At 67.9% G+C, this 14450-nt stretch carries 14 protein-coding genes; 11 read left to right on the top strand and 3 right to left on the bottom strand.

The features are described from left to right. Positions 1–58: 58 nt before the first annotated feature. The 3 genes from AC1ROC_RS11160 to AC1ROC_RS11150 form a co-directional block, all read right to left on the bottom strand. The gene (locus tag AC1ROC_RS11160) at positions 59–1141 is read right to left on the bottom strand and encodes a BMP family lipoprotein (RefSeq protein WP_493000174.1); all 1083 of its coding nucleotides are present in this window, start codon (positions 1139–1141) and stop codon (positions 59–61) included. 179 nt (positions 1142–1320) lie between these two features. After that, positions 1321–2454, bottom strand: a complete 1134-nt coding sequence (locus tag AC1ROC_RS11155; RefSeq protein ID WP_085369176.1) for a magnesium and cobalt transport protein CorA — start codon at positions 2452–2454, stop codon at positions 1321–1323. Positions 2455–2508: 54 nt separating this feature from the next. Continuing rightward, on the bottom strand, positions 2509–3663 hold the full coding sequence (locus AC1ROC_RS11150; protein WP_493000172.1) for a glycosyltransferase family 4 protein: 1155 nt from the start codon (positions 3661–3663) through the stop codon (positions 2509–2511). Between the two features lie 74 nt (positions 3664–3737). On the opposite strand from AC1ROC_RS11150, the gene AC1ROC_RS11145 reads away from it, so the two are divergent. The 11 genes from AC1ROC_RS11145 to AC1ROC_RS11095 all read left to right on the top strand — a co-directional run bounded on the left by AC1ROC_RS11145 (position 3738) and on the right by AC1ROC_RS11095 (position 14415). Further along, positions 3738–4862 carry a mannose-1-phosphate guanylyltransferase gene (locus AC1ROC_RS11145; protein ID WP_168688837.1) on the top strand — a complete coding sequence of 375 codons (1125 nt, stop codon included), beginning with the start codon at positions 3738–3740 and terminating at the stop codon, positions 4860–4862. 86 nt (positions 4863–4948) lie between these two features. Further along, the gene (locus AC1ROC_RS11140; protein ID WP_168688836.1) at positions 4949–6241 is read left to right on the top strand and encodes an alpha/beta hydrolase; all 1293 of its coding nucleotides are present in this window, start codon (positions 4949–4951) and stop codon (positions 6239–6241) included. A gap of 132 nt (positions 6242–6373) precedes the next feature. Further along, on the top strand, positions 6374–6790 hold the full coding sequence (gene sdhC / locus AC1ROC_RS11135) for a succinate dehydrogenase, cytochrome b556 subunit (RefSeq protein WP_085369253.1): 417 nt from the start codon (positions 6374–6376) through the stop codon (positions 6788–6790). Positions 6791–6792: 2 nt separating this feature from the next. Further along, positions 6793–7239 carry a succinate dehydrogenase hydrophobic membrane anchor subunit gene (locus AC1ROC_RS11130; protein ID WP_085369180.1) on the top strand — a complete coding sequence of 149 codons (447 nt, stop codon included), beginning with the start codon at positions 6793–6795 and terminating at the stop codon, positions 7237–7239. Positions 7240–7271: 32 nt separating this feature from the next. Beyond that, positions 7272–9074: a succinate dehydrogenase flavoprotein subunit gene (gene sdhA, locus AC1ROC_RS11125; RefSeq protein WP_085369181.1), complete on the top strand. Its 1803-nt coding sequence runs from the start codon at positions 7272–7274 to the stop codon at positions 9072–9074. Beyond that, on the top strand, positions 9074–9835 hold the full coding sequence (locus AC1ROC_RS11120) for a succinate dehydrogenase iron-sulfur subunit (protein WP_085369182.1): 762 nt from the start codon (positions 9074–9076) through the stop codon (positions 9833–9835). The genes sdhA and AC1ROC_RS11120 overlap by 1 nt, the downstream gene beginning before the upstream one ends. Positions 9836–9921: 86 nt before the next feature. Beyond that, positions 9922–11160, top strand: coding sequence for a YihY/virulence factor BrkB family protein (locus AC1ROC_RS11115; RefSeq protein WP_085369183.1), 1239 nt, complete (start codon positions 9922–9924; stop codon positions 11158–11160). A gap of 9 nt (positions 11161–11169) precedes the next feature. Then, positions 11170–12006 (top strand): exodeoxyribonuclease III, encoded by an 837-nt coding sequence (locus AC1ROC_RS11110; protein ID WP_085369184.1) that lies wholly within the window; start codon positions 11170–11172, stop codon positions 12004–12006. 34 nt (positions 12007–12040) lie between these two features. Further along, positions 12041–13051, top strand: a complete 1011-nt coding sequence (trpS, locus tag AC1ROC_RS11105) for a tryptophan--tRNA ligase (RefSeq protein WP_493000164.1) — start codon at positions 12041–12043, stop codon at positions 13049–13051. A 9-nt stretch (positions 13052–13060) separates the two neighbouring features. Next, positions 13061–13684 carry a GNAT family N-acetyltransferase gene (locus AC1ROC_RS11100; protein ID WP_493000162.1) on the top strand — a complete coding sequence of 208 codons (624 nt, stop codon included), beginning with the start codon at positions 13061–13063 and terminating at the stop codon, positions 13682–13684. Further along, positions 13681–14415 carry an HAD family hydrolase gene (locus tag AC1ROC_RS11095; RefSeq protein WP_493000160.1) on the top strand — a complete coding sequence of 245 codons (735 nt, stop codon included), beginning with the start codon at positions 13681–13683 and terminating at the stop codon, positions 14413–14415. Before AC1ROC_RS11100 ends, AC1ROC_RS11095 begins: the two co-directional genes overlap by 4 nt. The last annotated feature ends 35 nt before the right edge of the window (positions 14416–14450 follow it).

The following is a 14450-nucleotide window of genomic DNA, read 5'->3' as shown; positions in this document are numbered from 1 at the left end:
GGGCCAAAAGACGGGGAGGCCAGCGCGAGCTGACCTCCCCGATAGTGCGATGTCGCTGTTACGCCTTGGGCGACGACGGCGACTCGACCGTGATCGAGCCGTCGATGATGCCGGCCTTGATCTTGTCCAGCTCGCCCTGCAGGCCCTTGTCCACCTTCGACTCGAAGTTGTGGAAGGGGGCCAGGCCGACGCCGTCGTTCTTCAGCGTTCCGACGTACGGCGTGTTGGTGAAGTTTCCCTTCGCCGCGTCCTTGACGACAGACGCGGTCGCGGTGTCGAGGCCCTTCATCACCGAGGTGAGCAGGATGTCCTTGACCGACGGGTCCGAGATGAAGACGTCGGTGTCGACGCCGACCATCACGATGTCCTTGCCGGAGTCCTTGATCGCCTGCGCTGCCGACTGGTAGATCGGACCGCCGACGGGCATGATCACGTCAGCACCCTGGTCGATGATGCCCTGAGCCGTGGTCTTGGCGGTGTCGTTGGCGTCGAAGCCGCCGGTGAACGCACCGTTCTGAGCCTTGACGTCCCAGCCGACGACCTTGACGGACTTGCCCTTCTGCTGGTTGTAGTACGCGACGCCGTCCGCGAAGCCGTCCATGAAGATCGTGACGGTCGGGAACTGCATGCCACCGAACGTGCCGACGATGCCGGACTTCGAGTAGCTGGCCGCCGCGTATCCGCCGAGGAAGGCGGCCTGAGCGGTGTCGAAGATGATCGGGCGCACGTTGTCCGCCGTGATCTCGTTGTCGTCGACCGTGGCGAAGTCGATGTCCGAGTTGGCCTTGGCGGCCTTCTCGGTGGCGTCCTTCAGGTTGAACCCGACCGAGATGATCAGGTTGCAGTTCTGGTCGACCATGCTCTGGATGTTCGGGCTGTAGTCGTTCGCGTTCTTCGACTCGGCCTTCTTGTAGCTGATGCCGAGGCTCTTCGTCGCGCTGACCATGCCGTTGTAGCTGGTCTCGTTGAACGACTTGTCGTCGAATCCGCCGGCGTCGGAGACCATGCAGGGCAGGAAGTCGCTCTTCGCCGCTCCGGTGGTCGAGGTGTCCGACGGGGCAGCCGAACACGCGGCCAGCATCGACATGACGCCGACCGCTACCAGGCCGAGCACTCCGGCCTTACGGGCTGTGATTGTCAAGGTGGTGTCCTCCAAGATGCAGGCCTCCGCGGGTGAAGGAGGCCATTTGCTGTTCACGTTACCGAATGTGACGAACTGCTCCGTTCGAATATCCGGCTTCTTCATGCAAGCGTTACAAACGCACGCCTGTTTGGCACCTGCTCATTTGAGCATCCCGGCCCCCATCGCGTGTCCCCCGTCTACAGCCACCCGCGCTTCTTGAACACGAAGTAGAGGAGTCCGCTCAGCCCGAGCATGGCCAGGATCGCCAGCGGGTAGCCGAACGTCCAGTCGAGTTCCGGCATGTGCGTGAAGTTCATCCCGTACACGCCGGCGACCAGTGACGGTGCGAAGAGGATCGCCGCCCAGGACGAGATGCGCTTGACCTCCTCGCCCTGCCGGTGGGTGGAGTGCGCGAGTCTCGTCATCTCCTCGTTCTGCCGCTCGGAGACGAGCGTCGAGTTCACCGTGAGGATGTCGCGCAGCAGCTGACGGAAGCCGTCGACCCGCTCGTTGACCACCGTGAGGTGGTCGGCGACGTCGCGCAGCCCGCGCTGCAGCTCCTGGGTGACGCCGTACTTCGACGACCCGTGCTCCAGCGCATCCATCACCGCGGTCAGTGGATGCGTCGCCCTCTGGAAGTCGATGACCTCGCGCGACAGCTCGTAGATGCGCCGGGACACCAGGGCATCCCGCCCGAACACCTGGGTCTCGATCTCGTCGATGTCGTTGGCGAGGCCGGCGACGACCGGGCTGTACGCATCCACCACCGCGTCGATGATCGCGTAGAGGATGGCCTGCGTGCCGAGGGCGAGCAGTTCCGGCTCCCTCTCCATGCGCTGGCGCACGTGCGAGAGGTCGGGCGACTCGCTGTGGCGCACCGTGATGACGAAGTTCGGTCCGACGAAGAGGTGCAGCTCGCCGAAGTCGACCTCCTCCGGCACGTCCAGGTAGTTGGCCGCCTTGAGCACCACGAACAGCACGGTGTCGTAGCGCTCCAGCTTGGGACGCTGGTGGGCGACGATCGCGTCCTCGATGGCCAGCTGGTGCAGGCCGAACTCGTCGGCGAGCGACATCAGCTCCTCGGCGGTCGGCCGGTAGAGACCGATCCAGGCCACGCCGTCCTCCGTCGCGTCGAGCGCGCGGTACGTCTCGGCCAGGCTCTGCGGAGATGCCACCCGGTGGCCGTTGGAGTAGATCGCACTGTCGACCATGCTCGGGCGCGGCTGGCGGGGCGGATTCTGCTCCACCGACTCGTCGGAGGGAGGGTCGACCCGGCGGGAGCGAGAGACGAAGGGCATCGGGATGCCGCGTCGATTGGTGTTCGAGGCCATGAGTCACCTCCGGAGTGGAGCGTACGGGTGGACCGGTCCTGCTCGCAGGGCCACCTAACTGTACGCGCGCTGTCTGCCGCCACGCTGGACGCGCGTGCGCGCCCCGGAGATGACTCGTGCGTAGTGCGCGACGAGCTCGCTGCAGACGGCGTCCCAGCTCCGTCCGAGCACGGCCCGCCTGCCCGCCTCGCCCATCCGGAACCGCAGCGGTGCGTCCGCGGCGAGCATGCCGACCGCTGCGCGCAGCGCCCTGTCGTCCGATGGCTGCACGAGCAGGCCGTCGACGCCGTGCTCGACCAGGTCGATCGGCCCTCCCGCCCGCGGCGCCACCACCGGGACACCGGAGGCGTGCGCCTCCTGGAGGGTCTGCCCGAACGTCTCCTCCGTTCCGGTGTGCGCGAAGATGTCGAAACTCGCATACGCCGCGGAGAGGTCGGCGCCGCCGAGCCTGCCCAGCCAGGTCACGGGCATCCCCCGCAGTTCGCGGGACACCGCCGCTCGGGCAGGGCCGTCGCCGACGATTGCGAGGTGCAGGCCCGGGATGCCGCGGAGCGCCCTCAGCCGCTCCACCTGCTTCTCCGGGGCGATGCGGCCGACGTAGCCGACGACGAGCTCGCCGTCCGGGGACAGCTGGTCGCGCAGTGCGATGGCGGCCGGCGTCCTCCTGTTGTTGGGGTGGTATCGCTCCAGGTCGACGCCGCGCCCCCAGCGTGCGAGCGTTCGCACGCCCGCCGTGCGCAGGTCGTACTCGGACGCGGCGGACGGTACGAGGGTGAGGTCCGCCCCGTCGTGCACCCAGCGCACGTACTTCCAGGCGATGGCCGAGGTCATCCCGAGCCCGTTGCGGCGGGCGAACCCGGCGACGTCGGTCTGGTAGACGGCGACGGACGGCACGGCCAACCTGTTCGCCGCCGCGATGGCCTGCGCGCCGAGCAGGAACGGGGATGCCGCGTGCAGCACATCCGGCTCGAACCTGGCCAGGATGCGTTGCACCTGCGGGCTCGGCAGCCCGACGGGGAACTGGCGGTACGCCACAGACGGCACCTGGTGGATTCGGAACCCGGCGTACTCGGCCGGCGCTCCCGCATCCGGGCACACCACGATCGCCTCGTGCCCGGCGGCCGCCAGATGGTCGAGCACCCGGAGGACGCTCGTGGTCACCCCGTTCACTGTGGGGAGGAAGCTCTCGCTGACCACCGCTACGCGCATGCCGCCAGGCTAGGCAGGGCGGGTGACCCCGGCGTGAACGGCTCGTGTCCGGGAGGGCTCGGTATCCTTTCGATATGGCACATACCTCCAGCGCGCTCGATCGCTTCTACGCAGTGATCCCGGCGGGCGGCATCGGCTCCAGGCTCTGGCCGCTCTCCCGGGCGGACGCGCCGAAGTTCCTGCACGACCTCACAGGCTCGGGACAGACCCTGCTGCGCGACACCTGGGACCGGCTCTCCCCGCTCTCCGGCGAGCAGCGGATCATGGTGGTCACCGGGCGCGCGCACCGCGCGGCCGTCGAGGCGCAGCTGCCCACCCTGGCCGACCACAACGTGGTGCTCGAGTCCGAGCCGCGCGACTCCACCGCGGCCATCGGCCTCGCCGCCGCCATCCTGGAGCGGCGGGAGCCCGGCGTGATCATCGGCTCGTTCGCGGCCGACCACGTCATCAAGAACCAGCCGCTGTTCGGCGCTGCCGTCCGCGAGGCCATCGCCTCCGCGGACGCGGGGTACATCACCACCATCGGCATCCGGCCTACCGAGCCTGCCGTCGGCTTCGGCTACATCCGCACCGGGGACGGGCTCGCCATCGACGGGGCGCCGAGCGCCATCTCGGTGACCGAGTTCGTGGAGAAGCCCGACCTGGAGACGGCGGAGGGCTACCTCGCGAGCGGCGCGTACCTCTGGAACGCCAGCATGTTCATCTCCCGCGCCGACCGTCTGCTCGAGGAGATCGGCCGCTCCAAGCCCGAACTGCTCGCCGGGTTGCTCGAGCTCGCAGAGGCCTGGGACGACCCTGCCACCCGCGGGCCGGCCGTCGACCGCATCTGGCCCGGCCTCGAGAAGATCGCCATCGACTACGCGGTGGCGGAGCCGGCAGCCAGCCGCGGCGTGCTCTCGGTGATCCCCGGCTACTTCGACTGGGACGACGTCGGAGACTTCGCATCTCTCGCCAAGCTCAACTCGGGCGGTCGCAAGTCCGACCTCGCGATCCTCGGAGAGAACGCCCGCGTGCTCTCCGACGCATCGAGCGGCATCGTGGTCAGCCAGTCCGGCCGGGTGATCAGCCTCATCGGCGTGAAGGACATCGTGGTCGTCGACACCCCGGACGCACTGCTCGTCACCACGAGCGAGAACGCCCAGCGCGTGAAGGCCGTCGTGGACGCGCTGAAGCTCACCGGTTCCAGCGACGTGTTGTAAGGGCGCAGCCATCCGGATGCGCTAGCGTTCCGTCCGGCACCTGTCGCGCACCCGAAGATCCCGACAGGCAGCCGGGGGTGGATTCAATGTTCGACGCGCTGCTGACGACCGATGTCGTCGATGGCCCTGTCATCGTCGCCGTGCTCGCGCTCGCGGGCGTCGCCGTCACGTTCCTGCTGGTGCGCCGTCCGACGGCGCGCTGGCTGGTCACCGCCCTCTCCGCCGTCGCGGCCGGACTCGTGGTCTCCGTGGGCATCTGGCTGGTCGCCGTGCGCTGGCTCGACCTCTTCGGCACATCGCTCGGCCTGGTGAACTACGCGTGGATCACCGCCACCTGCTGCGCTGTCGCGCTGGCCGTGGCGAACCTGTGGCGGTCGCCCCGGTGGCGGAAGATCGTGGCGGTGGCGTGCATCCCGGTGTTCATCGCGGCGGGGACGCTGGCGGTCAACGCGACATACGGGATCAATCGCACGCTCGGCAACCTGCTCTCCATCTCGACGGACAAGCCCATCCGGCTCACTCCTCCGACGGCGGCATCCGGATACGACACGCAGCTCTGGAAGCACTGGACGCCCCCTGCCGACCTTCCCGAGCACGGCAAGACCGGGAGCCAGGTCATCCCGAACACCGGATCGGGCTTCCCCTCCCGTCCCGCCGGCATCTACCTCCCGCCGGCGGCGCTCGTGAAGAACCCGCCTCCGCTCCCCCTCGTCGTGATGCTGATGGGCCAGCCGGGCAACCCGGACCCGTACCAGGCGGCGGCGGTGCTCGACCCGATCGCGGCGAAGCACGGCGGGCTCGCGCCCATCGTGATCGTCGCCGACCAGCTCGGCGACCCCCTCAAGGATCCGCTGTGCCTCGACACGAAGCGGTTCGGCAAGGCGCAGACCTTCCTCACCCAGGATGTCGTCGACTGGGCGCAGAAGCACCTGAACATCACCCACGACCGCCGGTTCTGGACCATCGCCGGCTATTCCAACGGCGGGCAGTGCGCCCTCTCGATCGCGGTCAAGCGACCCGACCTGTTCAGCAACCTGATCGACATCTCCGGCGAAGAGTTCCCCGGCTCCGACCACGAGGCGGCCGTGCTGCACGACGTCTTCGGCGGCGACAGGGACGCCTACGAGGACCAGAAGCCGCTGCGGCTCATGCGCGGCAAGGACTTCCGGCACACCACCGCCGTGTTCACGGTCGGCTCGGACGACGCGATGTACCGGCCCGTCGCCCTCCGGGTCGCCGCAGCGGCCAGGCAGGTCGGGATGAACGTCGACTACCACGAGGTGCACAACGGCGGCCACGTGCAGAAGGCACTCACCGGAGGCCTGCAAGAGGGCTTCCGGGTGCTCTATCCGGTTCTCGGACTCGCCGCACCCTCCTGAGCCGATGCGAGCCGATTTGTCTCGACGTCGAGACACTTAGGCACGCCTAAGCAGCGTGGAACAGCCGTGCGGCATAGACTGGTGCAGCGCTCCAGCGCGTCAGCAAGCGACCACAACCAGGGAGGGTTGTTCGTGCCAGATCAAGCGGCAGGAACCCTGCAGCCGACCAAGAACAGGCCGGGCGGGACACTGTACCGGGGCCGAGAGGGAATGTGGTCGTGGGTGCTGCACCGCATCACGGGCGTCGCCATCTTCTTCTTCCTCCTCGTGCACATCCTCGACACCTCGCTCATCCGGGTCAGCCCCGAGGCGTACAACGCGGTGATCGGGACGTACAAGAACCCCATCATGGGACTCGGTGAGATCGCCCTGGTCGCGGCCATCGTCTTCCACGCCTTCAACGGCATCCGGATCATCCTCATCGACTTCTGGAGCAAGGGCGTCAAGTACCAGAAGGTCATGTTCTGGACCGTCATCGTGCTCTGGGTGGTGCTGATGGCCGGCTTCGTCCCGGTGCAGCTCATCCACATCTTCGGAGAGGGGCACTGACCATGACGACCATCGAAGCTCCCCGCACCCCGTCCCGTCCCGCCCGCAAGAAGGGCGTCAACTGGGAGAAGTGGGGCTGGATCTACATGCGCGCGTCCGGCGTGCTGCTGATCGTCCTCATCTTCGGGCACCTGTTCGTGAACCTCGTCATGGGCGAGGGCGTCAAGCAGATCGACTTCGCCTTCATCGGCGGCAAGTACGCCACCCCGTTCTGGCAGGTCTGGGACCTGCTGATGCTCTGGCTCGCGATGATCCACGGCGGCAACGGGATGCGCACCCTGGTCAACGACTACTCGCACAACCGTGTGGTCAACCGCATCCTGAAGGGCGCCATCCTGGCAGCCGTCGTGGTGCTGGTCGTCCTCGGAACCCTCGTGATCTTCACCTTCGAACCGTGCCCTGCAGGCGCTCCGGCCGATCTTCTGCCGTCGTTCTGCCCGGTCAAGTAATCACCTAGTAGCCAACGACTACGGAAAACGCTGTGACAACTGAAACCTCTGAATCGACCGTCATCGACGGCGTCCACTATCACGAGTTCGACATCGTCATCGTCGGAGCAGGCGGGGCGGGGATGCGCGCCGCCATCGAAGCCGGACCGCACGCCAGGACCGCGGTGATCTCGAAGCTCTACCCCACCCGCTCCCACACGGGAGCCGCGCAGGGCGGCATGGCCGCTGCGCTGGCGAACGTGGAGGAGGACAGCTGGGAGTGGCACACCTTCGACACCGTCAAGGGCGGCGACTACCTCGTCGACCAGGACGCGGCGGAGATCCTCGCCAAGGAGGCCATCGACGCGGTCATCGACCTCGAGAACATGGGCCTGCCGTTCAACAGGACACCAGAGGGCAAGATCGACCAGCGCCGCTTCGGCGGTCACACCCGCGACCACGGCAAGGCCCCTGTGCGCCGCGCCTGCTACGCGGCGGACCGCACCGGCCACATGATCCTGCAGACGCTGTTCCAGAACTGCGTCAAGCTCGGCATCAACTTCTTCAACGAGTTCTACGTCCTCGACGTGATCATGAACGAGGTGGACGGGGTCGACCAGCCCGCGGGCGTCGTCGCGTACGAGCTGGCCACCGGTGAGCTGCACGTCTTCCACTCGAAGGCGATCATCTTCGCGACCGGCGGATTCGGCAAGATCTACAAGACCACCTCCAACGCCCACACCCTCACGGGTGACGGCGTCGGCATCATCTGGCGCAAGAAGCTCCCGCTGGAAGACATGGAGTTCTTCCAGTTCCACCCGACCGGCCTCGCCGGGCTCGGCATCCTCCTCACCGAGGGTGCGCGCGGTGAGGGCGCGATCCTCCGCAACGCCAGCGGTGAGCGCTTCATGGAGCGCTACGCCCCCACCATCAAAGACCTCGCGCCGCGCGACATCGTCGCCCGCTGCATGGTCCAGGAGGTGGCGGAGGGCCGCGGCGCCGGTCCGCACAAGGACTACGTGCTCCTCGACTGCACCCACCTGGGCGCGGAGGTCCTGGAGACCAAGCTCCCGGACATCACCGAGTTCGCCCGCACATACCTGGGCGTCGACCCCGTCGTCGAGCCGGTCCCCGTGATGCCGACGGCGCACTACGCGATGGGCGGCATCCCGACCAACACGGCGGCCGAGGTCCTCCGCGACAACACCACCGTCGTCCCCGGCCTCTACGCCGCCGGCGAGTGCGCCTGCGTGTCCGTGCACGGCTCCAACCGTCTGGGCACCAACTCGCTCCTCGACATCAACGTGTTCGGCAAGCGCGCGGGCAACAACGCGGTCGAGTACGTCAAGACCGCCACCGCCGTCCCGCTCCCCGCCGACCCGGCCAAGGCCGTCCGCGACATGATCGACGGTCTCCGCAACGGAACCGGCACCGAGCGCATCGCAGCCATCCGCAAGGAGCTGCAGGACGAGATGGACAAGAACGCTCAGGTGTTCCGCACCGATGAGTCCCTCGCGAAGGTCACCCAGACCATCCACGAGCTGCGCGACCGGTACCGCAATATCGTCGTGCAGGACAAGGGCAAGCGGTTCAACACCGACCTGCTCGAGGCCGTCGAGCTGGGCTTCCTGCTCGACCTCGCCGAGGTCGTCGTCTTCTCGGCCCGCAACCGCCAGGAGAGCCGCGGCGGCCACATGCGCGACGACTACCCGAAGCGCGACGACGAGAACTACATGAAGCACACCATGGCCTACCTGTCGGGCGACCCCCACTCGTCCGACGCCGCCGACCACATTCGTCTCGACTGGAAGCCGGTCGTCGTGACCAACTACCAGCCGATGGAGAGGAAGTACTGATGTCGAACGCCGTGCTCGAGACTCCGCCCGCACCTGAGGCGCCGATCCAGTCGTTCACCGTGACCCTGATCATCCGGCGTTTCGACCCGGATGTGGACACGGAGCCGCGCTGGCAGGACTTCGACGTCGAGATGTTCCCGACCGACCGCATCCTGGACGCGCTGCACAAGATCAAGTGGGAGCAGGACGGGTCGCTGACCTTCCGCCGCTCCTGCGCGCACGGCATCTGCGGGTCGGACGCCATGCGCATCAACGGCCGCAACCGCCTCGCCTGCAAGACGCTGATCAAAGACCTCGACATCTCGAAGCCGATCTACGTCGAGGCGATCAAGGGCCTGCCGCTCGAGAAGGACCTCATCGTCGACATGGAGCCGTTCTTCGCCTCCTACCGCGAGGTGCAGCCCTTCCTCGTCGCGAACAGCACTCCCCCGAAGGACAAGGAGCGCATCCAGTCCGTCGCGGACCGCGCGCGCTTCGACGACACGACCAAGTGCATCCTGTGCGCGGCGTGCACCTCGTCCTGCCCGGTGTTCTGGACCGACGGCCAGTACTTCGGTCCCGCCGCGATCGTCAACGCGCACCGCTTCATCTTCGACTCCCGCGACGACAACGCGCAGGTGCGTCTCGACATCCTCAACGACAAGGAAGGCGTGTGGCGCTGCCGCACCACCTTCAACTGCACCGACGCCTGCCCGCGTGGCATCCAGGTGACGCAGGCCATCGCCGAGGTCAAGCAGGCCATCATGCGAGGCAAGCCCTAAGCACCAGCACGAAACACCACGAACTGCGCGATTTCCACCCGGAGATCGCGCAGTTCTTGGTATCTGGCGGTCGATAAGCTGACACCGTGGCCAAGAAGTCGAAGCGGGACGTCGCGCCTGTGCGTCCCGACCGGGCACTGCAGCGCGCGGAGGGCACGATCGAGCCGGAGTCCGAGTCGCTGAAGGACCGGATCACCGAGGCGACCGAACCGCTCCGCGAGCGGCTCGAACGGCCGGTCGCGCGGGTCACCATCTGGGCCAAGTGGGTGAAGGCGCTGCGGCCGTACCGGGTCTACATGAACTTCTCGTACAGCGATGGCAACCTGCGCGCCGCCGGGATGGGCTACCAGTCCCTGTTCGCAGTGTTCGCCGCGATCTGGGTGGCGTTCTCGGTGGCAGGCATCTGGCTGACAAGCAACCCGGATGTTCTGAAAGCGCTGACCGACGTGATCAACCGCGCCATCCCCGGCCTCATCGCGGTGAACGGCCATCCCGGCGCCATCCAGCTGTCGCAGCTGGAGGGCGCGACCTCGTTCGGCTGGACGGGCATCATCGCCGCCATCGGCCTGATCTGGACCGCCATCGGCTGGCTGTACTACACCAGGCAGGCCGTCCGCGCGGTATTCGGTCTCTCCCGTGACACCACCAACTACGTGCTGCAGAAGATCCGCGACCTCGGCCTCGCGCTGATGTTCGGCGTCGTGCTGCTGATCTCGGCGGTGCTCACCATCGTCAGCACCGAGGCACTTACCTTCGTGCTCGACCTGGTCGGACTGAGCGACACGTTCTGGACCAACTTCGTGGCCAGGGTCTCCGGGCTGTTCGTCTCCGTGCTGCTCAACATCGTCACGCTCGGGGCGATGTTCCGGGTGCTCGCCCGGGTGGCCGTGCCGTGGCGCAACCTCTTCTTCGGCACCCTGCTCGGCAGCCTGACGCTGGCCGGCCTGAGCACCCTCGCCGGGGTGTTCTTCAACGGCGCCACCAAGAACCCGCTGCTGGCGACCTTCGCCGTGTTCATCGGTCTGCTGATCTGGTTCAACTTCGTCTCGCGGGTGATGCTGCTGTCCGCATCCTGGATCGCCGTCGGGATGTTCGACAGGGGCCTCTCCCCGCGCATGGTCACCCCCGAGCAGGCGGCGGCGGAGAAGGCGGCGGAGGAGCACAGCGCGCGCGTCGTCGTCGCCAAGGCGGAGCTGGAGCAGGCGAAGCGGGAGCTCGCCTCCGCGAAATGGCTCGGGCGGCTGCGAGCGCAGCGGGCGGTCGAACGCGCCCAGAACGAGCTCAACGACGTGCTCGACGAGGGGACCGTCGGTCGTCCCCGGTAGGCTTGATCCATGCCTTCGAAGCCCGTGCGTATCGCCACGATCAACACCAACGGCATCCGCGCCGCCTTCCGCAAGGGCATGGGAGCGTGGCTCGACACGCGCGACGTCGACATCCTCGCCATCCAGGAGGTGCGCGCCTCCACGGAAGACATCCAGGCGCTGCTCGGCGAGGAGTGGGACATCCTGCACGACCCTGCGACGGCCAAGGGCAGGGCCGGGGTCGCGATCGCGAGCAGGCACCGCGCATCCATCCACCGGGTGGAGCTCGGAGCAGAGGACTTCGACAGCGCTGGGCGCTGGCTCGAAGCGGACTACGAGGTGGGCGGCACGATCATCACGGTGGTGAGCACCTACGTCCACTCCGGTGAGGCGGACTCCCCCAAGCAGGTCGAGAAGTACAAATTCCTGGATGCGATGGAGGCCCGCCTCCCCGAGCTGCAGAAGCACAGCGAGTACGCGGTCGTGCTCGGCGACCTCAACGTCGGGCACCGCACGCTCGACATCCGCAATTGGAAGGGCAACGTCAAGCGCGCCGGCTTCCTCCCCGAGGAGCGCGCGTACTTCGACCGCTTCATCGGCGCGGAGGGCGACGACGACTACAACGCGGGCGGCGGCCTCGGCTGGGTCGACGTCGGGCGCAAGTGGGCAGGAGAGGTCGACGGACCGTACACCTGGTGGTCGTGGCGCGGGCAGGCGTTCGACAACGACACCGGCTGGCGCATCGACTACCAGCTGGCGACCCCGGCGCTGGCGGCCACGGTGAAGCACTACGCGGTCGACCGCGCAGAGGCGTACGACGAGCGATGGTCCGACCACACTCCCGTGGTCGTCGACTACGCCATCTGACCCGCCTCCCATACTGAGCTTTCAAGGACACACCATGACAACACTCCCCCGCCTCTATTCGGGCATGCAGCCGTCTGCAGACTCCCTGCAGCTCGGCAACTACATCGGCGCTCTGCTGCAGTGGAAAGAACTGCAGACCACACACGACGCCTTCTTCTCCGTCGTCGACATGCACGCCATCACGGTGTCGCAGGAGCCGGCGGAACTGCGCGAGAAGACCCGCAGGACGGCCGCGCAGTACATCGCGGCCGGCATCGACCCGTCCGCATCCACCCTGTACGTGCAGTCGCACGTCCCCGCCCACGCGGAGCTCGCCTGGGTGCTCAACACGATCACCGGCTTCGGTGAGGCGTCGCGGATGACCCAGTTCAAGGACAAGTCGGCCAAGCAGGGCGCGGAGGCCACCTCGGTCGGGCTGTTCGCCTACCCGGTGCTGATGGCCGCGGACATCCTGCTCTACGGTGCAGAGGTCGTCCCGGTCGGCGACGACCAGCGCCAGCACGTCGAGCTCACCCGCGATCTGGCCGAGCGCTTCAACAGCCGGTTCGGGGAGACGTTCGTCGTGCCGCAGGCGATGATCCTCAAGGAGAGCGCTCGCATCTACGACCTCCAGAACCCGACGGCCAAGATGTCGAAGTCCGCGGAGTCGCACGCCGGGGTGGTGTGGCTGCTCGACGAGCCGAAGGTCACGCAGAAGAAGATCATGCGCGCTGTGACGGACACCGACGGCGTCGTGTCCTTCGACCGCGACGGCAAGCCGGGCATCTCCAACCTGCTGACGATCTACTCCTCGCTCTCCGGCCGCAGCATCGAGTCCATCGAGGTGGAGTACGACGGCAAGGGCTACGGGGACTTCAAGAAGGGGCTGGCCGAGGTGGTCGTCGAGACGTTCTCGCCGATCCGCGAGCGCGCCCTCGATCTGCTGGCCGACCCGGCAGAGCTCGACCGCATCCTGGCCAGGAACGCCGAGCGGGCGGAGGAGATCGCCGAGGCCACCCTCGCGACCGTGTACGACCGCGTCGGCTTCCTGCGCCGAGTACGCTGAGGGATCACCGTGACGAGCGCAGAGACGAACTCGCGTGAGCCCGTCGTCCTGACGGGCTCGCGTATCATGCTCTCCGTGCCGGGCGCCTCTGACATCGACCGGGTGGCCGAGCTGTGCTCCGACCCGGCGATCGCGCACTGGACGACGGTGCCGTCTCCGTACACGCGGGGCGACGCGGAGACGTTCGTGCTCGACATTGTCCCTGCGGGGTGGACAGCGGGCAGCTCGTGCACCTGGGCGATCCGCGAGACGGCGGACGGCCCACTGATGGGCATGATCGGAGTGGACGACATCCACCACGGTGAGGGCGAGATCGGCTTCTGGCTGGCGCCGGAGGCCAGAGGGCGCGGCCTCATGAGCGCCGCCGTTTCGCTCGTGGTCGATCACGCGCTCGCGGCGGCCCCCGGCGGCCTCGGCCTCGCGCGGCTGGTGTGGCGGGCGTTCGTCGGCAACGCCGCCAGCGCCTCCGTCGCGCGGCGCGCCGGGTTCCGGTTCGAGGGCACGCGTCGCGCGGGAGGCATCCAGCGCGGCGCCAGGCTCGACGACTGGCAGGCCGCCCTGCTGCCGGACGACCCGCGCGAGCAGTCGGGCGACTGGCCGGACGCCACCTACGTTCACGCGGACGGCTCGTGACCGTTCCGTCGGTGGTGCTGTTCGACCTGGACGACACCCTGTTCGCCCACCGGGCTGCCGTCGCCCGCGGCATCCAGCGGCACGTCGCCACCCTGGGAGAGCCGTACGGCGCCCTGGATGCGGCCACGACGGTCGCGTACTGGCACCAGCTGGAGGAGACGCACTACCACTCCTACCTCGCCGGGCAGCTCGACTTCGAGGGCCAGCGTCAGGCGCGCGCCCGCGACTTCGCCGCCCGCCACGGCGTCGCCCTCGACGACGCCGCAGCGAGCGTGTGGTTCGCGACGTACTTCGAGCACTACGTGGAGAGCTGGGCGCTGCACGACGACGCGCTGCCGTGCCTGGATGCGCTGACTGAGCGCATCCCCGGCGTGCGGTTCGGGCTCATCACCAACGGCGACCTGGCGTTCCAGACGCGCAAGGTGACGACCGTGGCCCTCGACCAGCGGGTCGAGCACGTGATCGCGTCCGGGGAACTCGGCGTCGTGAAACCGGACCCGGCCATCTTCCTGCACGCCTGCGAGGTCTTCGGTGTCGCGCCGTCCGACGCCGTGTACGTCGGCGACCGCCTGCGCACCGACGCGATCGGCGCCGCCCGCGCCGGCCTCACCGGGGTCTGGCTCGACCGCACCGGCGACGCACAGTCGGCGGAGGACGCTGCGGATGCCGCGGCGGCCGGTGTGCTGCGCATCCGGTCGCTCGCCGAGCTGCCGGCGCTGCTCGCCCCCTGAACGCCTCCGAACGCGAGAACGCCGCCCGGCTGAGC

The organism is Leifsonia sp. GW821-FHT13C05, from assembly GCF_058806515.1.
This window is presented reverse-complemented; position numbering and strand designations above follow the sequence as displayed.

Excerpts from the sequence above, each read along its gene's own strand:
- AC1ROC_RS11140 (WP_168688836.1), top strand. The coding sequence starts at position 4,949 with ATGTTCGACGCGCTGCTGACGACCGATGTCGTCGATGGCCCTGTCATC.
- AC1ROC_RS11145 (WP_168688837.1), top strand. The coding sequence starts at position 3,738 with ATGGCACATACCTCCAGCGCGCTCGATCGCTTCTACGCAGTGATCCCG.
- trpS (WP_493000164.1), top strand. The coding sequence starts at position 12,041 with ATGACAACACTCCCCCGCCTCTATTCGGGCATGCAGCCGTCTGCAGAC.
- AC1ROC_RS11155 (WP_085369176.1), bottom strand. The coding sequence starts at position 2,454 with ATGGCCTCGAACACCAATCGACGCGGCATCCCGATGCCCTTCGTCTCT.
- AC1ROC_RS11150 (WP_493000172.1), bottom strand. The coding sequence starts at position 3,663 with ATGCGCGTAGCGGTGGTCAGCGAGAGCTTCCTCCCCACAGTGAACGGG.
- AC1ROC_RS11110 (WP_085369184.1), top strand. The coding sequence starts at position 11,170 with ATGCCTTCGAAGCCCGTGCGTATCGCCACGATCAACACCAACGGCATC.
- AC1ROC_RS11120 (WP_085369182.1), top strand. The coding sequence starts at position 9,074 with ATGTCGAACGCCGTGCTCGAGACTCCGCCCGCACCTGAGGCGCCGATC.
- AC1ROC_RS11130 (WP_085369180.1), top strand. The coding sequence starts at position 6,793 with ATGACGACCATCGAAGCTCCCCGCACCCCGTCCCGTCCCGCCCGCAAG.